The following is a 20580-nucleotide window of genomic DNA, read 5'->3' as shown; positions in this document are numbered from 1 at the left end:
GTGGCCCGGACCCGTGGCAAGCGGGAGGAAGCGATATGCGAAGGTACGTCAGTCGACGGAACCGACGAACAGGGTCTGGAAAGCGCCGTCCTTGTACTCGTTGACCACCATCGGCACGGCGAGCTGGCGCTTCTGGCCGAAGGACGTCGTGCCGACATAGTTCAGCTTGGCGTCGCCCTTGAGATAGGGGTTGGGCGCCGAGAAGGTGTCCATTGTCTTCTTGAATTCGGCGACATCGTTGATGGCCTTCGGATTGGCCTTCAAGGTTTCGATGATGTATTCGAGCGCGTAGACCTTGGTGTTGGACTCGTCGTTGTATTCGCCGAACATCTTGGTGTAGCGGGCGACGAATTCCTTCATCGCGTCCGAGGCGATCTCCGGCGTGGAGGCGCCGCCGACCGAGATGAAGCCGTTGGCGTATTCGCCGGCGCCTTCTTGAAGAACCTTCGCGTCCTGCGCGGTTTCGGTCGAGATCAGGCCCTCATAGCCGAGTTCGCGAGCGGCGCGGATGAGCAGCGGCGCGTTGGCAGGCGCCACGCCCGAGAGCACCAGAAGGTCGGGCTTCAGCGCCACGATCGGGGTCAGCACCGGCGTGAAGTCGCGGGTGTCGTTCTGGTAGGTGTCGTTCTGGGCGACGATCTGCAGGCCGAGCGCCTTGGCCGCCTCGACGCCGCTGTCGCGCTGGCTGAGCGGGTCGGATTCATTCGCCGCTACAAAGGCGATCGTCTTCACGCCCTTGTTTTCCTTAAGGTATTTGTAGATCGCCGGGCCGGACTGGTAATTCGCGATCATGCCCAGCACGGCATTCGAGGCCGGCTTCTGATAGAGCGCCTTGGGGAAGGCGTAGGGGAAGTAGATAATACCGTTGGCCTCGGCGACAGGGCGCACGGCGGCCGCGCCGTCATCGACATTCGGCCCGACGACATAGTGCACGCCCTCCTGCGCCATCTTCTCCATGCCGGCGATGGCGCGCTTGGGGTCCTTCTGGTCATCGAAGGTGACGATGTTGATGTTGTAGGTATCGTTGCCGATCTTGACGCCACCGGTCTCGTTGAGCCAGGCGGCGCGCGTCTGCATCGAACGCACGTTGGACGTGCCCCAGGCGGCGGCCGGGCCGCTGGTGACGCCGACGAAGCCGATCTTGAGTTCCTTGTTTTCAGCCTGCGCGGACGAGATGCCCACGGCGGCAATCGCGAGGGCCGAGACGGCGCCAAGCGCAATGGATTTCAGAGTCGAACGACGGTTGATCATCTGCAGTTCCCCTTCTGGTTATCGCGCTTTGTGTTTGGCTCATTGGCTGCGCGGATACCTTAAGGGAAACCGACTGCGACAGATTGTCAACATCTTTCTGATTTATTGTATACAATAATTTCGTAGAACGTGTGCGACCCTCCGCCTTGCGGCATGCTCGGCAGAAGAAGCTGCAGGGACGCCGGCTATTTTCCGCAATAATGACCATTGATCATATTGGCGGCGTTCCCATCTGGGCCTGTCCGGTCGTAGGCGCAGGGACCAGCGGCAGTGGTGAACAGCTGCTGGTCGTAGTAGCGCGGGCCGCCGAACAGGAAATCGATGATGTCGTCACTCGCTGGAACGTAGCGTTCCTGCTCGATGCTACGATCGCGATATCGCTCCGCCGCGGATGCCGGGGCGGACATGCCGAAGGCCACGCCAAGAACGAGCGCAAGGAACGTGAGGTATTTCGTCATGATGGGCACTGCCTTTCTGGCTGTCGATATTTTGAGAATATAAGCAAAGCTGGCGGCGTGACAAAGGTTCCAACATGTCGGGAGCCCTACCAATTGAACTGACATCGGAAGGAGCTGCGGAAACAGGGCACCCGCAGCGATCAGACGGATTCACGACAGTGCCCGGACCGGATCGCGATTATGCTGCACCCGCCAGTCTCCGGGCGAAATGCCGTGACGCCGATCATGGAATGGACGCAGAAAATGACAGCAAGAGTTGTAGTCCTCGACGCCAACCCTCTCGGCACAGCCGATGTCGCCGACATAGCACGGCGCGATGCCCGTCTGGTGCTCGGCGAGACAGCCATGCAGCGCATCCGGGCAAGCCGCGCCCTGATCGAGCACCTGACCCAGCTTGGCAAACCGCTCTACGGCGTCACCACCGGCCTTGGCGCGTGCGTCGACACCCCGCTCGCGGAGGCCGACCTGATCGCGTTCCAGCACAGCGTGCCTCTCAGCCACAGCATGGGCGCCGGGCCGGCTCTGCCCGTCGAGGCGGTACGAGCGTTGATGACGGCGCGCATTTCGGGCATGGCCGCCGGCGGTACCGGCGCCTCCGAGCGCGTCATCCTGGGCCTGCTGGCGGCGCTCAACGCCGGCGTTCATCCAGTGATCCCCAGTTGGGGGTCGATCGGGGCGGCTGACCTTGCCCCGCTCGGCCATCTGGCGAGGGCGCTGCGCGGCGAGGGCGAGACCGAATATCAGGGCAAGGTCATGCACTCGGCCGAGGCGCTTGCGCTTGCCGGGCTAGAGCCGCTCGACCTGCGCGAGAAGGACGGCCATGCCATCATCGTCGCGAACAGCCTTTCGACGGGAACCGCATGCCTGGCGCTGGAGGATGTCGCTTGCCTGATCGACTGGTCGCTGGCGGCGGTCGCGCTCAACTACGAAGCGTTCCGCGCGTCGCTCAAGGCCATCGACGAGGATGCCCTGGCGGCGCGGCCGGCATCCGGCCAGTGCGAGATCGGCGCGCGGCTGCGGACGGAGCTAGCCGGCAGTGGCCTGTGGAAAGAGAACGCGGCGCGGCGCATCCAGGACCCGCTGAGCTTCCGCTGCGTGCCGCAGGTCTGGGGCGGTTCGCTGCATGCCTTCGAACAGGCCAGGCTGGCGACCGAGATCGAGCTCAGCCATTCGGGCGATAATCCGGTGATCCTGCCGGCGGTCGAACAGGTAGTCTCCAACGGCAATTTCGACCTCACGGCATTCACGCTGGCCTGGGAGCAACTCGGCCAGGCGCTCGCCCATTGCGCCGTCGGCACAGCCAACCGCTCGCTGAAGCTGATGTCGCCGACGGTGGCGGAACTGCCGCGCTTCCTGTCGGCCAGGGGCGGCAGCCGCCAGGGCTATGCGGAATTGCAGAAGCCGGTTGCCGCGCTGGAGGCCGAGATCCGGCATCTTGCAAACCCGATGTCGCTCAGCCCGCTCGCGGTTTCGGACGGCGTCGAGGACCAGTCCTCGATGGCGCCGCGCGTGGTGGCCAAGACCGCCGGGATCATCGAGCGCCTGCGTTATCTGGTGGCGATGGAGCTGATCTTCGCGGCGACCGGAGTAGAGCTGCGCGGTGTCCTCGACACAATGGGCGAAGGGCCGCGACGCACCTATGCCGCCGTGCGCGCGCTCGTCGCCCCGCTCGACGACGACCGCGAAATGAGCGCCGACATGGCGCGTGTCGCGCACATGGTGGCGGGGCCACGCTTTTAGCGCAGGCCGGCGTTCTTGGAGCGCCGACCTAATGACCAGCCTCGAACGGGAAGCGCGCGACGGGATCAGCCTCGTTTGGCGAGGCCCGCGATCGCGGCTCTGATGATTTTCTCGACCATCGCGCGCTCGTCGCCCTCGATCGGCAGGCGCGGCTTGCGCACGAATTCGGGTGCGCCGTAGACGAAATGTTCCGCGAGCTTGATGTACTGGACAAGCTTCACGTCGGTGTCGAGGTGGAAGGCCGGCGTCAGCAGCCTGTAGAGCGGCAGCGCGCTCTTGAAGTCCCCGGACCTCGCCGCGTTGAAGAGCTCGACGCATTCCGCCGGCCATGCATTGGTCATGCCCGAAACCCAGCCGACGACGCCGAGCGCCAGGCTTTCAAGAATGAGATCGTCGACGCCGCAGAAGATGTCGAAGCGATCGCCGAAGGCGTTGAACAGGTCGGTCACCCGCCGGATATCGCCCGTCTCTTCCTTGATGGCGACGACGCCGGGCACATCGACCAGCGCCTTCAGCGTCTCGACATCGACGTCCACCTTGTAGGCTATCGGGTTGTTGTAGATCATCACCGGCAGGTCGCTCGCCTGCGCAACCGCCTTGTACCATTCGACCGTTTCGCGGCGGTCCGTGCGATAACCAAGGCTCGGAAAGGTCATCAGGCCCTCGGCGCCCAGCTTCTGATAGTTGCGCGCCGCGGCAACGGCATTGTCGGTCGACAATTCAGCCAGACCCGACAGCAGCGGCACACGGCCGGCCACAACCTCGCGCGCCGCCGTGACGACGGTGTCGCGTTCGGCCTGGGTGAGGATGGCGTTTTCGCCGAGCATCGGCAGGACGATCACACCCGAAACGCCATTCGCGACCAGGCGATCGATGCTCGCCTGGGTGGCCTCCAGGTCAATGGCTCCCGATTTCAGCATCTTGGTGGTAACCGCGGGAAAAACACCGCTCCATGTCATAGTCCTGATCTCCCTGTTGGTGGCGGTGTCCGCCGGGTTGAAGCTGGTTGGGTGGCGAGAGAATTGCTCGTAGGCACCGTGTCGTCCGCCGGCGCCAACTACTTGTCGGCCATCAGTTTCCCGCCGATGCCCCAATCGTGCTTCTCGATATCCTCGAACACGATTTCGACCGCCTCGGGCCCGCATTGCAGGATGCGGGTGGTCTCGCGGGTCACCACCTCGACGAACTCCCGCTTCTGGTCGACGCTGCGACCCTTGAACATCCTGACGGTGATTATCGGCATGATTTTCCTCTGATCCTATAGCCACGCATTGACGTGCCACGGCGCGAACTCGTCGTCGCCATAGCCGAGCAGCTCGCTCTTGGTGGGCTTACCCGAAGCAGTGGCGATCATCTCGCGAAAAATCACCTCACCCATGTCGTCAATGGAGCTGTTGCCGTCGAGGATCGTCCCGCAGTTGAGGTCCATGTCCTCTTCCATGCGGGCAAACATCCCGGAATTGGTCGCCAGCTTGATCGACGGCGCCGGGCGGCAGCCGAAGCATGAGCCCCGCCCGGTGGTGAAGGCGATGAGATTTGCGCCGCTCGCCACCTGCCCGGTCGCCGACATCGGGTCGAAGCCGGGTGAGTCCATGAACACCAGTCCGCGTTTGTCGACTGGCCGTCCATAACCGTAGACCTCGACAAGGTTGGTGGTGCCGCCCTTGGCCACCGCGCCCAGCGATTTCTCGAGGATCGTCGTCAGACCGCCAGCCCTGTTACCGGGAGAAGGATTGTTGTCGAAGCCCTGCGGCTCGTTGCGGGTGTAATCCTCCCACCATTCGAGCAGGCCGATCAGCCTATCGCCGACCTCGCTGCTGATGGCGCGTTCGAGCAGCAGGTTCTCGGCGCCATAGATTTCCGGCGTCTCGGACAGGATCGCCGTTCCGCCGCAGGCAACGAGACGGTCGACGGCCGCGCCCAGCGCCGGATTCGCGGAAATGCCGGAAAAACTGTCGGAGCCACCGCATTGCAGTCCGACGGTGATCTCGCTTGCCGGAACCGTGCGGCGCCGTCTTGCGGCAGCCTTCTCCAGCATCGCCTCGACCATCTCGATGCCGCGAGAAATGCTGGATCGGGTGCCGCCGGTCTCCTGCATCACCAGCTTGGCCAGATCGTCGCCAAGCTCAAGCTGCTCCTCCTCGATCAGTTGGTCGATCTGGTTATCCTCGCAGCCCAACCCGACGAGCAGCACGCCGGAGAAATTCGGGTGCCTTGCGTAGCCGGCGAGCGTCCGGCGCAGCATCTTCATTGACATCGAGCCGTCGGCGACGCTGCAACCCGACTTGTGGGTCAATGCCACCACGCCGTCGACACCCGGATAGGGCAGCAGGCGGGCGGGATCGCGGAAATGATCGGCAATCATGCGCGCCACCAGCGCCGAACAATTCACCGAGGTGAGCACGCCGACATAGTTGCGCGTGCCGACCTTGCCGTCGGCGCGCGGATAGCCTTCGAAGGTCGGGATATCCGTAGGGACGCGGACCGGCGCGTTCGATAGCCGGGTGCCGATCGCCCGCCCCGCGATGGACGCCTCGAAACCCATATTGTGGAGATGGATATGCGAGCCGGCGGCGATCGGAGCGGTCGCGAGACCGATCGGCTGGCCGAGCCGATGGATGACACCGCCCTGCTCCATAGGGCGTAGCGCCACCTTGTGGCCGAACGGGACGGCGGTGGCGGCCCGCAGGTCGAACGGGGCCAGCACCTCGCCGGCGAAGATATCGCGCAGCGCAATCGCGACCTCGTCGCCCGGCTTCAGCTGCAGCACCGCGCTTTTCAGTTCAGCCATCGCCCGCTCCTTTTCGGCGCCAATCAAACACAGTTTGGCTTGATTGTCAGCAATCAGCAAACACAAATTTTTCGCTTCGAAGGCGCCGTATCGAGCGATCCCGCATGGGCATCAAGCATGATCGTTAATTGTCAGCAATGCCGGTTGCGCGACCATGAGCGCCGGAATATGTAGATTGCATCCGTGGCCATGAGTCGGTTGATGACAAAGCTTACAAGTCTCAAGTCGGAGAAGCGGCTGCTGGATCGCAGAGCCGCGGACCAGATACGCTCGCATATACTGGAGGGCGTGCTTCCGGCCGGCGAACGTCTGCTGGAGACCCAGCTTTCCGAGGAACTTGAAGTCAGCCGCGGCACGGTGCGTTCGGCGCTCGCGCAATTGGCGAATGAAGGGCTGGTCCAGCAGGTCGCCTTCACGCGCTGGGAGGTTTCCGGTACCTCGACGGTCGACGCCTGGGAAATCTACACGCTGCGCGGCGCGCTGGAAGGGTTGGGCGCACGCCTTGCCGCCGCCAACGTCACCGACGAGGACGGCAAGCGCCTGCGCGGCCTCGCCGACGATCTCCTGCACGCTATTCGCGAAGGGCGCTTCCAGGACGCCACCGGCATCGATTTCGACCTGCATACGGCGATCATCGAGCTCGCAAGACACCGGCGCCTGGCCGAGCAGCATCGTTTCATCGTCCAGCAGGTGCGCTTTCACATGGTCCAGTCGGGCTTCCTGCCCAACGACTATGAAGAACTCATCGCCGAGCACAAGGCGCTGATCGAAGCCGTGATCGCCGGCGACGCCGACCGCGCCGAAAAGCTGGCGCGCAATCACAACGAGGCCGAAGTGAAGCTTCTTGCGAAGTTGCTGAAACAGGGCAGTGGCGTCAAACGCGTTCGCGAAGCGGCATCCTGAGGCCAGGCACCCTCTCCCTCCATTTTCAGCCGATCACCGCGCCGCCAGCGCTGCGCGCAGATTGTCGCTGAGGATGACCGTTTCTCCGGCAAAGCCATCGAGCGCCGCGCGGATCAGGCCCAGATCGATTTCGGCGCTGTGCTCGCGCGAGTAACCATCCTGCGCCGAGGCATCGCCAGGATAGCGGCCTTCCGGATGCCGGTAGAGGTCCATCCCTGCGATCACGATGCGATCGGGCTTGAGCGCGGCCGCAACCGCGATCATCAGCGCGCCATTGGTCGGGATCATCGGCCCGGAAAGATCGGCCAGAGCCGGGTCGAATTCATCGAGAAAGACGTACCCGGACGATGGCGGGCGCATCGCCATGGCGTGGCGTGTCAGGATCGGCCGGCCCGCAGCCGCTGTCGGAAACACGATGACAGGCCGTTGCCCGAAGGGCGGAAGGTCGGGATCGGCGGTGAAGACCACGTCCGGCTTGTCCAGCCAGCCCCGCCCGCGCCAGTTCCAGTTGACGCGAAACAGCACGGCGTCGCGATGGTCCGCCAGCCCTGGATCCTCCGAAGAGGGTCCATTGCCGAGGCAAATGATCGTTCGTGGATCGCGGAGCCTTGCCTTGAGGCCGGTCAGCGAAGCGGTCCGCCGCCCGCCCAGCAGATCGACAAGGAACGCGCGGGCGGGAGCCTGACGTTTCGGCGAATCGAACGGCGGCAGCATCGTCGCCAACGCCTCGGGCGTCGCTGGCGGGCTGGCTCCGGGAAAACCTTGCGCCCCCGGTCCGACAGAGCCGGCTGGATCGATGACCAGAACGGCCTGCAGGCGCAGCAGCCAGTATCGACCGGCAGCCGAATGCGGGAGAGGCAGCACCACCTCGTGCGGGAAGCGCCTGCGCAGACCGCCAACTTCGCCAGATGGTGCGGCCAGCACCAGCCGATGCTCGGGACGCAGCCTGAGCGCGGCGTCCACTGTCGGATAGAGCCGACCTATCTCGCCCGCCGTCCCGGCAAGCACGACGGTCGGGCGGCCTTGCGGCAGAAGCAGCCCGAACCGCTGCAATTGATCGGCAAAATTCATCGCACCGCCCGCGCCGTTGCGGCCAGAAGTACGGTTCCGCCGGCCAAGGCGCAATGCCTTGCCGACGGAACCGCGTCGACCCCACGGAAATCAGGCGTAATTGATGTAGACGGTCTTCTTCTGGAAGTAGGCGTCGAGCCCATACTTGCCGTCCTCGCCGCCGATGCCGCTGTCGCGGATGCCGGCATGATGGGCATGCACCGCGTCGCCGCCTGGACGGTTGACGTAGATCTCGCCGAATTTCAGCTCGCGCACGAGCCGCATCACCCGGCGCATGTCCTTGGTGAAGACGTAAGCCGACAGACCATAGTTCGATTCATTGGCAAGCCGCAGGCCCTCGTCGAAATCGCCAACGGTCATCACCGGCACGACGGGTCCGAAGACCTCGTCCTGCATGATGCGCATCTGGTTGTCGGCGACGGTCATCACCGTCGGCTCGTACCAGTGTCCGCGCGCAAACTCGCCCTCGGTCAACCGGCGCCCACCGGTCAGAACCTGCGCGCCAGCACCGCGCGCCGCGTCGACCATGCGCTCGACCTTGTCCAGCTCCATGCTGCTGAATTTGGGCCCGACATCGACCATCGTCGTGGGATCGCCGACCTTCAGAGCCTTCACCGCGCGGGTGAACTTTTCGAGGAATTCGTCGGCGACGCGCCGGTGCACGTACATGCGTTCGTTGCAGATGCAGATCTGGCCGCAATTCTCGAAGCGCGAAAGCACCGCCGCGCGGACCGCGGCGCCGATATCGGCATCCTCGGCCACGACGAACGGCGCCTTGCCGCCGAGCTCGAGCCGTAGCAGCTTCAGGTCGTCGGCCGCGGCACGGAAGATCTCCTTGCCGGCGCGCACCGAACCGGTGAGCGTTATCAGGCGCGGGATGGGGTGCCGCACTAGCGCCGCGCCAATCCCCTCGCCCGTGCCGCTGACCACGTTGATGACGCCCGGCGGAAAGTCTAGCTGGGAGGAGAGTTGCGCGATCTCCAGCGCCGAGATCGGCGTGCCCTCATGCGACTTGATGACGATGGTGTTTCCGGCAAGCAGCGCCGGTCCCATCTTGCGGCACATCAGCGCCGCCGGATAGTTCCAGGCAGTCAGACCGATGACCACGCCATGGGCGACGCGCTGGATCCAGATCTGCTCGTCCGGCATGTCGGATGGAATGATGTCGCCGGTGATGCGACGGGCCTCCTCGGCGGCGTAGGTCAGATAGAGCGCCGCGCCTTCGATCTCGCCGCGCGCCTCCTGGATCGGCTTGCCCTGCTCGGCGACGACGAGGCGCGCGAGGCGCTCGCGATTTTCGAGGATCAACCGCGCCAGATCCTTCAGCAATTGTCCGCGCGTCGCGGGCGGCAATGCCTCCCACGCCGGCTGGGCGGCGCGGGCTGCGACGAGCGCGCGGTCGGCGTCGTCCTCGCCGCCCTTCGGCACGGAGGCGATGACCGCCTGCGTCGCCGGATTCTCGACGTCGATCCATTCCTTGACGGTGGAATCGACCCACTCGCCGTTGATGTAATGGCGATAGCGGTCTGTGCCCTTAACGAGCTCCTTCATGGCCGGCATGTAAAAATCCTGAACTTGGGAAACATCAACGGAACACTCCTTCCGGCACGTAGCCCGCCATCTCGGGCAGCCAGAGGGTGATGTGGGGAACGAAGACGAGGACGAAGAGCGCCACGATCATCATGCCGAGCAGGATCCAGATCTCCCGCAGGATGACGCCGACCTTGATGCCGGTTATGCCCGAGACCAGATACAGCACCTGCCCCATCGGCGGATGGATGAGGCCGATCATCATGTTCACCGTCGAGACGACGCCGAAATAGACCGGATCGATGCCAAGCTCGCGAACGGTGGGCATCAGGATCGGTATGACGATCAGCAACAGGAGCAGCGTATCGAACAGCGCGCCGAGCACGATGAACAGCAAGGTCACCGCGAACATGAACATGGTCGGGCCCATGTCGAGCGACGCGATCCATGCGCCGAGGAGCTCGGGTAGTTGCTCGGCCGCCACGATGTAGTTCATCACCACCGCGCCGGCGATCGTGATGGCGACGATCGCCGTCGACTTGGAGGATTCCCGCAGCACCTCGAACAGCTTGCGCGGCGTCATGGTGCGATACCAGAACAGCGCCAGCATCAAGGCCACGAAAGCTGCTACCGCAGCCGCTTCGGTCGGCGTCACCGCGCCCGAATAGATACCGCCCAACAGGATGACGGGGAGCAGCAGCGTGGGGCCGGCGTCGCGCACCACGGATATGGCTTCGCTGCGCGTCGGCTTGGGTTGCGTCGGGAAATTCTGCAGCCGCGCCTGGATCGCCACGACCCCCATCATCACCGCCGCGAGGAACAGGCCGGGCAGCACGCCTCCCAGGAAGAGGTAGCCGATCGAGGTGTTGGTGACGACGCCGTAGAGGACCATCGGAATCGAGGGTGGAATGATCGGGCCGAGGATGGCCGATGTCGACGTCAATGCGCCCGCAAAGCCTGGCCGGTAGCCGGCCTTGATCATCATGTCGATCGAGATCTTGCCCGGTCCGGCGGCGTCGGCCAGCGCGCTGCCGCTCATGCCCGCGAAGATGACGCTGGCGATGATGTTGACATGGGCCAACCCGCCTCGGAACCGGCCGACCAGCAGGCTGGCGAAACCGAACATCTTGTCGGTCATCTCGCCGGCGTTCATCAGCTCCGCCGAGAAGATGAATAGCGGAACGGCCAGCATGACGAAATTGCCGTAGATGCCGTTGAGGCTCTGGCTCGCCACCAGCCCGATATCGTTGCCGGTGATCAGAAAATAGACGATGCCCGAAGCGAGCATGGCGTAGCCGAGCGGCATTCCGATGAACGTCCAGACGAAGAAGAGGACGAACATCACTTCTGCGGCGAAAGACATATGCTTTTCCTAGAGATGCTGTTCCCAGCCTGGCCGAAAAAGCTGCCAGAGCCGGCGTACGGCATTGACGACGACCGCGACGACGAAGATGAGAAAGCAGCCGAAGACCAGTTGCATGGGCACATGCAAAAGCATCGACCGGCGGCGGCCGAGGAAGGAAATATAATCGTAGGTCCCCGGAATCGCCGCCAGGAAGACCAGCGCCAGCGACAAGCTGATGAAGATCGCGACGACGCGACGTGCCCCCGGCGGAAACCAGCCGTAGATGACGTCGAAAACGATATGCTGCCGCTCCTTGAGCAGGATGTCGCTGGTCCAGAAGACGATCCAGACATAGCCGATGACGCAGAGCTCGTTCGTCCATGAGATCGGGGAATTGAAAATGTAGCGGGCGCCGATGCCGATCACGAAGCCGGCGAACATCACGGCAAAGGCCACGACGCTCACCGACTCCGCAAATCGCCTCCAGAGAACTGCGAAGTTCTGCATTGCTCTGACTTAGGCCGCGCCAATGCGATCAAGCATGCCCTTCGGCCAGTTCTTCGAGAAATCGGAATTGACGAAAGCATCCAGCACGTGTTTTCGGAACGCCGCCACGTCCGGGGTCGTCACCGTGTTGCCGTGCTTCTCGAAGAAGGCCTTGCCGTCATTCTCGGTGGCGATCACACCATCGTCGTTCACCTTCTTGGCCGCGTCCTCGGCCGCGAGAACCGCCTTCTTTTCGTCGTCGCTGAGACCGTCCCAGAACTTCTTCGGCATGGTGAAGAAGACATTCGCGACCTGATGGCCGGTCAGCACGATCTGCTTCGACACTTCGTAGAATTTCGACGCTATGGCGTCCGGCAGCGGGTTTTCCAGGCCGTCGATCGTGCCTGTCTGCATGGCAAGATAGACTTCCTCGAAGGCCAGCGGCGTGGCGCTGGCGCCAAGCGCGTTGCCGAGGAATTGCCAAGCGGCCGAGCCAGGCATGCGGAGCTTCACACCCTTGAGGTCGGCCGGCACGTTGACGGTGCGCGGCGTGCGCAGGATGACGTGGCGGGTGCCGAGATACTGGCTCTTGACGATCTGCAGGTTGAGGTCGCCGGCGACCTTTTCCTTGAATTCCTTGCCGACGTCGCCGTCATAGACCGCATCTAGATGCTTGGCGTCGCGGAACAGATAACCGGTGGTGAAGATCGAATATTCCGGGATCAGTTCGGCAATGTCCGAAGGCGAGGTCAGCGCCACTTCCAGATTTCCGCGCTGCATGGCCTCGATCTCCGAGCCCTGGGCGAACAGCGTGCCGTTATAGTGCAACTGCACATCAAAGGCGCCGGGCATGGACTTGTCGAGCTCGGCCTTGAAGGCTTGCAGCGCCTTCGACTGCCACTCGGTGTCGGGGCCGGGCGTCGAAGCGCGGATGACCTTGCCTGCCGCGAAGGCGAGACGCGAGACGAAGGGCGCCGCCAGGACGCCCAGGGCGCCGGCAATCACGGTCCGGCGGCCGACGGCTCGATCGAGAAATGACGACTTCTGCTTGTTCATGTTCTTCCCCTCCTCCTGCGTCGCTGTTGGCCGTTCGGGCGGCGCGCGACCTGACGTGAGGATGTTTTCACCGTCGCCACAAATCGTCAAGCTGAATGTTGACAATAGGCAATCAATCATCATTTGTTTGATCGATGGAGCCTGCCTGCTCCCGAGATCGCGAGTGAACGCAGACATGAAGACCCAAGTGCCTGCCCTGCCGAGGACCGATTGCCTGATGGTTGCGGCGGCGACGCCGTTGACCGCGGATCTCCACCCCGACATCGGCATGCTGGTCCGGCATATCTCCATGCTGCTCGGCGCAGGCTGCGACGGCGTCGCGCTTTTCGGAACCACCGGCGAAGGCACGGAATTCTCTACCGAGGACCGGATGGAGGGGCTGGATGGCGCGATCGCAGGCGGCATCGCGCCGGCCCAGCTCATCGTCTCGGTCGGCGCACTGTCCGTTCCCGACATCGTGCGGCTGGCGCATCATGCCACCGATCGCAAGGTCGACAGCCTGCTGCTGATGCCGCCCTGCGTTTACCGGGGCGGCATTACCGAGGAAGGCACCTTCCGCTTCTACGCGACCGTGATCGACCGCATCGGACGGAACGACCTGAAGCTTTGCCTCTATCATTTCCCGGATATTTGCGGCGTTCCGCTGACGCCGCGCGTCATCCGGCGCCTGGACGAAGCCTATCCGGGCATCATCAGCGGCGTGAAGGACAGCGGCGGCGATCTCGATTTCACCGAAGCGCTGATCCGCCGCTTCGCCCACCTTTCCATCTATACCGGCTCGGAGACCCACCTGCCGCAGGCCCTGGCAGCGGGAGCGCGCGGCACCATATGCGGCCTCGGCAACGCGATGCCGCGGCTGATGCGGGCAATGTTCGACGCGCCGACGGCTTTCGATCGCCGCAAGCTGGTGCCCGCCTTGATTTCCGGCGATCTCATCCTGTCGCGACGTCCCTTCCCTGCCTCGGTGAAAGCAGTGCTTGCCTCGGTCAATGACGAGCCAGGCTGGAACCGCGTGCTGCCGCCGATGTCGGAAGTGCCGATGCCTGAGCGCGGCTGGATGCTGCGGGACTTCATGCGCTGGGAGGCAAGCCTTCCTCCCGCATGGCGCAGCTTCGGTTCGAATGTGCCCGCGGCCGAGCAGAAGGTCGTGGCCATGCGACGGGCCTGATGGCGTTTTGATGTACCATCACTTGGGAGAAGCCACTGCCCGCCTGTGACCGCTGACCTGCGCGCCATCGTCGGGATGCAGCAACAGGAACCCGGGAATGGGAAGCAGCGGCACGATCGCCGTCAGCAGGAACACCCAATGGAATTGTTGCGGCGTTGGGGTATGGACCTGCCCGGACACCAGGCCCAGCACCATGGCGGCAATCGAAACGCCGAGTGAAACGCTGAGCTGCTGCAGGACGCCGCCAAGGCTGGTGGCGCGGCTGAGCTTCTCCGCCGGCAGATCGGCGTAAGACAGAGTGTTGGACGTCATAAACTGGGCGGAACGGACGATACCGAACAGGAAGATGTAAAGCCCGATCAGCCAATGCGGCGTGTCGGCGCGCATCAGCGCGAAGCCCGCCACGGCGGCCGAACCGAGGAGCGCGCTGCCCGTCAGCACGACCTTGAAGCCGAAACGGCGCAGGACAGGCGACAGCAACGGCCGCATCAGCAGGGCGCCGAAGCTGCCGACGAATGTCAGCGAACCGGAGGCGACCGGGCTCATGCCAAAGCCGAGCTGCAGCATCAGTGGCAGGAGGAAGGGCACGCCGTTCAAGCCGACGCGGCAGAGGCCGCCTGCGAGCGTGCCGATCCAGAAGGAACGAAATCGAAAGAGCGTCAGGTCGACGGCCGGCGCGGCAACGCGGCGCGCGTAGCGCCCGAAAGCCAGGAGCAGCAGGACGGCGGCGACAAGCACCAGCACCGTCGCCAGCGTCGAAATCGTCGGCCGGCCGATGTTCTCCAACCCGAACTGCAGCAGCGCGGCACCGCCTCCGACCATGAGAAAACCGGCAAAGTCGAAGCGTTGCAGGGCCTCGCCGCGGAAATCGTCGACGAAGCGCAGCGCAGCGAAAATGCCAAGCAAGCCGAAAGGCACGTTGACATAGAATATCCAGCGCCAGGACGCATAGGTGGTCAGCAGGCCGCCCAGCAATGGCCCGATGACCGGGCCGATGATGGCCGGGAAGGTCGTGTAGGTCATGGCGGTGATCAGCCCGCTGCGCGGAAAGCTGCGCAACAGGATCAGCCGCCCCACCGGCGTCATCATGGCGCCGCCCAGGCCCTGCAGCGCGCGCATCGCCAGCAGCATGCCGATGTTGTCCGCTATTCCGCACAGCGCGGAGCCGAGCGTGAAGGTGAAGAGCGCCAGAGCGAATATCCTGCGCGCGCCGAACCTGTCGGCAAACCAGCCGCTGACGGGAATGAAGACGGCGAGCGTCAGGATGTAGGTAGTGATCGCGAGGTTGAGCCGGACCGGCGTCGTGTCCAGGCTTTGCGCGATGGCCGGGATAGCGGTGGTGATTATGGTGGAGTCGAGCTGCTCCATCAGAAAGGCGACCGCGACGGTGATAGGGATGATCAGCCTCAGCCTCGGATCGCGCTCGGTCGCAAATTGCGGCGGTTCCAATGCTTTGGCCAATTCTGTCATTCAGGCGGTTGCGTTCGGCCGAGCGGTCGCGCTCCCGGCCCGTGGATTCCGATAACGCGTTTTACGCCGAAATGCTCCGACGAAAAGGAAGCCGAGGTCAATTCCGAGGGGATCGAGGTCACCAATAGTTGACCGCGAGCCTACTGCCCGGGCAGGCGTCAAGGATCCGATCAGGACCCTTGCCCAGGCGGGAGCTGCACCCGACGCGGAAACGTCTCCAGAAGTCCTCAAATAAACTCCCGGCGAAGCGCGCGAATTTTATTCAAATTTTACATATTAACTACCTATTAAGGCTCAACTTAACATTTATCCTCTTTTGCTTATACTGCGCGGGCAAGGGGGTGATTGGATAACGGAGAGCGGGGGCGACTTCTCCAATGCGGACAGTTTTAGAGAGTTCTCAAAGAGATTCCCAAGAAGAAAAGACTACCAATGGTGACGGTACACGCCCGCCATTTGCCAATCAAAGAATAGCGACCGCACCACATGAGAGTCTTGAGCATTCCAGCCGGCAGCTACGAGTGTCGGGAGATGCGGGCGTGACAGTCGTGACGCAACGCGAGGCGATTCCTCATGCGGAGGACCTGCCCGCGTTCCCAGCCGTGCAGATCGGCGGGTTGCCAATCACCGTGATCGACCGGCAGAGCGCCGCCAGCCTGATGATCGCGGCGGCGCGAGAACACCGCCCGGGCAGCCGGCCCTATTACTTCACTTCCGCCAATGGCGAGGTCATTGCACAGGCACGGGCAAATCCGGAGATCGCGGCGCTGTTTCGCGACGCTGACCAGATATTCGCTGACGGCCAGCCCCTTGTCCTGGCCTCGCGCCTGCTGTGCAGCACACAACTTCCCGAGCGCGTGGCCACCACCGACCTCTTCCACGACGTGGCGGAAATGGCCGAACAGAAGGACGTGACCTTCTATCTGCTGGGATCGACGGAGACCGAGAACGGCAAGGCTCTCGACGCGATCAAGCGGCGCTACCCGGGCTTGAGCGTCGTGGGACATTGTCATGGATACCTTTCCGGCGACGCGCTCGCCCGGAAGCTCGACGAAATCAACGCGCTAGCACCGGACATATTGTGGCTGGGCCTTGGCGTTCCGCGCGAGCAGATCTTCGTGCGCGACTTTGCCTCGCGCCTCCCCAATGTCGGCGTGATCAAGACGGCAGGCGGTCTTTTCGACCATCTCGCCGGCAAGGTCCGTCGCGCCCCGCTCTGGGTCCAGAAGGCCGGGTTCGAGTGGGCGTGGCGCATGCTGATGGAGCCGCGCCGGCTTTTCTGGCGCTATTTCACCACCAATCCCCGAGCCTTCTACGCCATCCTGAGGTATTCGAAATGACGGCCGAAAACCCGCCGCGCCCGCTGCCTGCAGGAACCGACACGGAAATCGCCATCGTCGGCGGCGGGCTCTCCGGCACGATCGCCGCGATCGTGCTCGGGCGGGCAGGCTACCAGGTCACGCTGATCGACCGTTACCCTGTCTTTCCACGGGAGTTCCGTGTCGAGAAGATCGCCGGCGACCAGATCGAAAAGCTGCGGCGGCTTGGCCTTCTCGAAGCGCTCGAGAAGGCGGCAGTGGCGTTCGACGAGATCGTCAACGTGCGCAGGGGGCGCGTCCTCGACCGCACGCACGCGCGCCACTACGGCATCTTCTACGACGACCTCGTCGGGGCCATGCGCGCGCAACTGCCCAAGACCGTGCGCTTCGTCGCCGGTCGGGTGAGCGGCGTCGAGGCCGGCCCCGAACGCCAGCGTGTATCCATCGTCGGACAAAGCGAGGTGACCGCTCGGCTTCTCGTGCTTGCCACCGGGATGGGCGACATACTGAAGCGCGATCTCGGCATCGAGCGCAAATTCGTCCACCAGCGTCAGTCCTTGACCTTCGGCTTCAACCTTCGCCCACAGGGGAGCGAAGCTTTCAGGCACCCGGCCCTGACCTATTATGGCGGGCGGGTTTCCGACGGCATCGACTACCTCAACCTGTTCCCCGCGGCAGACGTCACGCGCGCCAATCTCTTCGTTTTCCGCGAGCATCGCGATCCATGGGTCAAGGCGATGCGCGAGCGGCCCAAGGAAACGCTCGTTGAAACGCTGCCCGGGCTCGTCAAGGCATTCGGCGACTTCGAAGTGATCGACCGCGTCGAGAACTGGCTCACCGACATAACGGTGGCCGAGAATTGCAAGCGGGATGGAGTCGCGCTGATCGGCGACGCCTACCAGACCTCGTGTCCCGCCGCCGGCACGGGCGTCAGCCGGCTGCTCACGGATATCGAGCGCCTGTGCACGGTGCATGTGCCGCAGTGGATGGCGTCCCCCGGCATGGCAGCCGCAAAGATCGCTCAATTCTACGACGACACGGTCAAGGAGGCGATGGACCGGCACGGGCTCAATCTGGCGAGTTTCCGGCGCAGCCTGACCATAGACACCGACCTGCAATGGCGCGCGCGGCGACAGATTCATTTCAGCCGCCGCCGCATCCTGCATGAGATCAACAAGGTCAGCCCCGCCTTCGCGGCCACGTTGCGCGGCATTGGGAAGCCGAGGGCCGAGCCGGCCACCTAGTCCGGTTCTTCGCTGGCGGGACGACGGGCCGCTCTATCTTGAAGGAACGCTCAGGATCCGGCCGGCTCGTCCGTCGGCTCGGTCGATGCGATCGCCGCGGTCGACTTGGTTGGTTTTCCGTGCGCGCTTCGGAAAATCCGGCGCGCCAGAGCCTTGGCCGCCGGCAGTTTTTCCACCGTCAGGTGCGCCGCATAGCCCAGCGGGCTGCCGGCCCTGAATATCTGCCACATCGGCGTGGGCCGCCCGCCGAAAATAAGCTTGTAGGGCTCGTCGCCAATCGTGAAGTCCAGCGAGTGGTCCTTGCGTTCGATGCAGTCGCGGGCGACTTGCTCGAAGGTCAGGCTGCCGATCGACTGCTTGCGGTAACCCGCTTCATCGAAACCGCCGAGAATGACCAGCAGCGAGCCACGGTGCGCGAGACCCAGCGCGGCGGCGATCGGCCTTCCATTCATCCAGAAGGCGTAGGTGCGCGCGAACCCGCCACATCCTTCCGTCGCCACGGCCAGATAGAAGTCGAAGTAGGATGCTTGCTGCAGCAGATCGGCCGGACCATCGCTCCCATCGAAACGCTTGCCGCGATAGAGTTTCAGCGCATCGAAGGTCGTACGGATGGCGACGGGGTTATCGGCGCATTCGAAACGCGCTTCCCCCATGCGCCCGAGCTGGCGGGCTTTCTTGTCGAGTTCCTTGCGGTAGGAGCGGTCGAGCTGATGCTCCCGCCAACTTTCAAACGTCGCTTCCAGCTTGCTGGAATAGGCGCTCATCCCCATGCTGTCGCGCTTGCCTATGCCAAGCAGGCGCTCGAGCGGCAGCGACCCATCCCCGAGCTTGCCGATGCGCAGCAGATCATAAGGTTTGAGGCGCTTGCGGATGGCGGCCACCGTACGGCCGTCGGCCAGTATGTTCGAAAAGGTCTGCTCGTCGGTGACAGGGGACACGTAGTCCGAAACCAACATGTCGGCGAATTCCACCACCTTCAGCCGCATATATCGACGTCTGACAAGCGGCAGCACCATTGCCAGCCTGCCGTTCGCCTGATGGCGCACGACGATGACGAACGGCGTGGCGGCGCTGCGGCCGACGATTTTCTCGTAAAGAAGAGCGAGCCATATCGGATGCTGGAAAGCGGTCGCCGCGGAGCGGTCAAACAGCTCGGCATATTCCCGCGAGCGGAAATCGAACGACTCTTCGACAGTGACCTCAAACATGTGATCCGAACCGGCAGGACAGCGGGCCTATCGACGACGTCTTGGGTTTCCCGTCAAGATCGCTCGCGAGCATTGTTCAAGTCTTGGTATATACGGAAAGTGCTAATCTAAGGTGCACAGGCCGATTATAGTTTTGCGCTGGCTCCGCGACGCCGTCATTGAAGGGTTCTGCCTAAAAAACAGGCAGAGCGGGAGCTGCGTAACCGCAAGGTAAGCTTTTTCCATCAAGTTTGCCCCTCTGAAACCAGGCCTGGATGCACCGCGGGCGGAAATGACATGCTGGCTATCGAGGTCATCGTTCCGCAGTCGGCACCCCGATACTGGCAGAAAGTCGCCATTGAACGCCTTCAGGCCGAGGGGCACGACGTCGCGGTCCGGCATCAGTCCGGAGCCGCTCCCTGGCCGCCCGCGACAACCGCCGCCTTCGCATTCGAGCAGCGCCTCTTTCGCCGCCACGGGCCGCGACTGAGCACCGCGCTGCCGGAAATCCCCGCGCGGCCCGGCGGCCAGCCGGTCGCGCTGCGGGTCGACCTGGCCGGCGGCGCCGGTGCCTCCGACGTTCCGACCATCGGGGTGCTATTCGACGGCTCCGCATCGGATCTGGCGGCGGCGACGGCGGTTGCGGCCGGGCGGCTGCCACGGATCGAGGCCATCCTCGGCGGAGAGACCGTGGGTTCGGCACAGCCGATGGTGGACAAACGGGAATCGGCCGCGCTCGGCACCGAGGACGTTCTCGCCCGCGCGGTCACGCTGGTCCTTTCGGTTGTCCAGGCGTTTGCCCAAGGCCGGCTGGCGGCGACGAAACACGCAGCCGAGTTGACTGGACGCGCCGGCACGCTGCAATTCGCCTCAGCCTATCTCGGGCGCGCGCTGCCCAGGCTCGGCCGTGAGGCGATGCGGCGCGCCCGCTTCCGCCACGCGCACTGGCGGGTCGGCTACCGATTCATCGACGCGGCGGGCGTTGCCGCGACCGGAGCCCTCGGAAACGGCTGGTCGGTGCTTCCAGACCCCGGCGACCACTTCTATGCCGATCCTTTTGCCTTCCAATGGCGGGACCGCTCGTTCCTGTTCGTCGAGGATTATCCTCACGCCACCGGCAAGGCCGTCATTTCCCTGATCCCGTTCGACGCAGAGGGCAATCCGGAAGAGCCGCGTGTCGTGCTGGAGGAGCCGCATCACCTCTCCTATCCGCAAGTCTTCGAGCGCGACGGCGCGATCTGGATGCTGCCGGAGGCAAGCGCCAGCGGCAGGCTGACGCTCTACCGCGCCACGGCCTTCCCGGATCGCTGGTCCGCGGAGGCGGTGCTGATCGAGGGCGAGATTTCCGACGCGACGCTGCTGGAGCATGACGGGATGCTCTGGCTGTTCGCCACCGATCGCGACGGCCATGGCAGCACTTCCGATACTCTGGTGGTCTTCCACGCGCCGGAGTTGACTGGTCCGTGGCGGGCGCATCGCATGAACCCGATCCTGATCGACCGCCGCATGGCCCGACCGGGCGGCGCTTTCGCGTATGACGGTAAGGGCCGCGTCCTCCTCC

At 63.9% G+C, this 20580-nt stretch carries 18 protein-coding genes; 6 read left to right on the top strand and 12 right to left on the bottom strand.

Going from position 1 to position 20580, the window contains the following annotated elements; all coding sequences use genetic code 11:
- Positions 1-48: 48 nt before the first annotated feature.
- A complete protein-coding gene (locus Q0L57_RS33570) occupies positions 49-1251 on the bottom strand; it encodes an ABC transporter substrate-binding protein (RefSeq protein WP_296747485.1) in 1203 nt (400 codons plus the stop codon).
- Positions 1252-1436: 185 nt separating this feature from the next.
- Complete coding sequence (locus tag Q0L57_RS33565; RefSeq protein WP_296747483.1) at positions 1437-1709, bottom strand: hypothetical protein; 273 nt, start codon at positions 1707-1709, stop codon at positions 1437-1439.
- A gap of 243 nt (positions 1710-1952) precedes the next feature.
- Here Q0L57_RS33565 and hutH point away from each other — a divergent pair, with 243 nt between their 5' ends.
- Entirely contained in the window at positions 1953-3449 is a 1497-nt protein-coding gene (gene hutH, locus Q0L57_RS33560; protein WP_296747482.1) for a histidine ammonia-lyase, read from the top strand.
- A 65-nt stretch (positions 3450-3514) separates the two neighbouring features.
- Here hutH and Q0L57_RS33555 read toward each other — a convergent pair whose 3' ends face one another.
- From Q0L57_RS33555 to Q0L57_RS33545, 3 genes are all read right to left on the bottom strand, one after another.
- Positions 3515-4408 (bottom strand): dihydrodipicolinate synthase family protein, encoded by an 894-nt coding sequence (locus Q0L57_RS33555; RefSeq protein ID WP_296747480.1) that lies wholly within the window; start codon positions 4406-4408, stop codon positions 3515-3517.
- Between the two features lie 98 nt (positions 4409-4506).
- The gene (locus tag Q0L57_RS33550) at positions 4507-4692 is read right to left on the bottom strand and encodes a 4-oxalocrotonate tautomerase (RefSeq protein ID WP_296747478.1); all 186 of its coding nucleotides are present in this window, start codon (positions 4690-4692) and stop codon (positions 4507-4509) included.
- 15 nt (positions 4693-4707) lie between these two features.
- Positions 4708-6240 carry a UxaA family hydrolase gene (locus Q0L57_RS33545; protein WP_296747476.1) on the bottom strand — a complete coding sequence of 511 codons (1533 nt, stop codon included), beginning with the start codon at positions 6238-6240 and terminating at the stop codon, positions 4708-4710.
- A 201-nt stretch (positions 6241-6441) separates the two neighbouring features.
- Between Q0L57_RS33545 and Q0L57_RS33540 the strand changes: the two genes are divergently transcribed.
- Positions 6442-7143, top strand: a complete 702-nt coding sequence (locus Q0L57_RS33540) for a GntR family transcriptional regulator (protein WP_296747474.1) — start codon at positions 6442-6444, stop codon at positions 7141-7143.
- A 33-nt stretch (positions 7144-7176) separates the two neighbouring features.
- Here the strand turns inward: Q0L57_RS33540 and Q0L57_RS33535 are convergent, their stop codons facing one another.
- The 5 genes from Q0L57_RS33535 to dctP form a co-directional block, all read right to left on the bottom strand.
- Positions 7177-8214, bottom strand: a complete 1038-nt coding sequence (locus Q0L57_RS33535) for a hypothetical protein (RefSeq protein ID WP_296747473.1) — start codon at positions 8212-8214, stop codon at positions 7177-7179.
- Positions 8215-8304: 90 nt separating this feature from the next.
- Positions 8305-9774 carry an aldehyde dehydrogenase gene (gene aldA / locus Q0L57_RS33530; protein ID WP_296747471.1) on the bottom strand — a complete coding sequence of 490 codons (1470 nt, stop codon included), beginning with the start codon at positions 9772-9774 and terminating at the stop codon, positions 8305-8307.
- 25 nt (positions 9775-9799) lie between these two features.
- Positions 9800-11107: a TRAP transporter large permease gene (locus Q0L57_RS33525; RefSeq protein WP_296747469.1), complete on the bottom strand. Its 1308-nt coding sequence runs from the start codon at positions 11105-11107 to the stop codon at positions 9800-9802.
- Between the two features lie 9 nt (positions 11108-11116).
- Positions 11117-11554: a TRAP transporter small permease subunit gene (locus tag Q0L57_RS33520; RefSeq protein ID WP_296747467.1), complete on the bottom strand. Its 438-nt coding sequence runs from the start codon at positions 11552-11554 to the stop codon at positions 11117-11119.
- A 51-nt stretch (positions 11555-11605) separates the two neighbouring features.
- Entirely contained in the window at positions 11606-12631 is a 1026-nt protein-coding gene (gene dctP / locus Q0L57_RS33515; protein ID WP_296747465.1) for a TRAP transporter substrate-binding protein DctP, read from the bottom strand.
- 175 nt (positions 12632-12806) lie between these two features.
- On the opposite strand from dctP, the gene Q0L57_RS33510 reads away from it, so the two are divergent.
- Positions 12807-13799, top strand: coding sequence for a dihydrodipicolinate synthase family protein (locus tag Q0L57_RS33510; RefSeq protein WP_296747463.1), 993 nt, complete (start codon positions 12807-12809; stop codon positions 13797-13799).
- An 18-nt stretch (positions 13800-13817) separates the two neighbouring features.
- Here the strand turns inward: Q0L57_RS33510 and Q0L57_RS33505 are convergent, their stop codons facing one another.
- Complete coding sequence (locus tag Q0L57_RS33505; protein ID WP_296747461.1) at positions 13818-15269, bottom strand: DHA2 family efflux MFS transporter permease subunit; 1452 nt, start codon at positions 15267-15269, stop codon at positions 13818-13820.
- Between the two features lie 377 nt (positions 15270-15646).
- Between Q0L57_RS33505 and Q0L57_RS33500 the strand changes: the two genes are divergently transcribed.
- Together Q0L57_RS33500 and Q0L57_RS33495 are read left to right on the top strand one after the other, a co-directional pair.
- Positions 15647-16609 carry a WecB/TagA/CpsF family glycosyltransferase gene (locus Q0L57_RS33500; RefSeq protein WP_296747459.1) on the top strand — a complete coding sequence of 321 codons (963 nt, stop codon included), beginning with the start codon at positions 15647-15649 and terminating at the stop codon, positions 16607-16609.
- The gene (locus tag Q0L57_RS33495) at positions 16606-17832 is read left to right on the top strand and encodes an NAD(P)/FAD-dependent oxidoreductase (protein WP_296747457.1); all 1227 of its coding nucleotides are present in this window, start codon (positions 16606-16608) and stop codon (positions 17830-17832) included. Before Q0L57_RS33500 ends, Q0L57_RS33495 begins: the two co-directional genes overlap by 4 nt.
- Positions 17833-17882: 50 nt before the next feature.
- Here the strand turns inward: Q0L57_RS33495 and Q0L57_RS33490 are convergent, their stop codons facing one another.
- Positions 17883-19040 carry a GNAT family N-acetyltransferase gene (locus tag Q0L57_RS33490; RefSeq protein WP_296747455.1) on the bottom strand — a complete coding sequence of 386 codons (1158 nt, stop codon included), beginning with the start codon at positions 19038-19040 and terminating at the stop codon, positions 17883-17885.
- A 1345-nt stretch (positions 19041-20385) separates the two neighbouring features.
- On the opposite strand from Q0L57_RS33490, the gene Q0L57_RS34340 reads away from it, so the two are divergent.
- Positions 20386-20475 carry an MYXO-CTERM sorting domain-containing protein gene (locus Q0L57_RS34340; protein WP_366940975.1) on the top strand — a complete coding sequence of 30 codons (90 nt, stop codon included), beginning with the start codon at positions 20386-20388 and terminating at the stop codon, positions 20473-20475.
- Positions 20476-20580 lie beyond the last annotated feature (105 nt).

Origin of the sequence: Mesorhizobium sp., assembly GCF_024509055.1 — a bacterium.
GTDB lineage: Bacteria > Pseudomonadota > Alphaproteobacteria > Rhizobiales > Rhizobiaceae > Mesorhizobium.
This window is presented reverse-complemented; position numbering and strand designations above follow the sequence as displayed.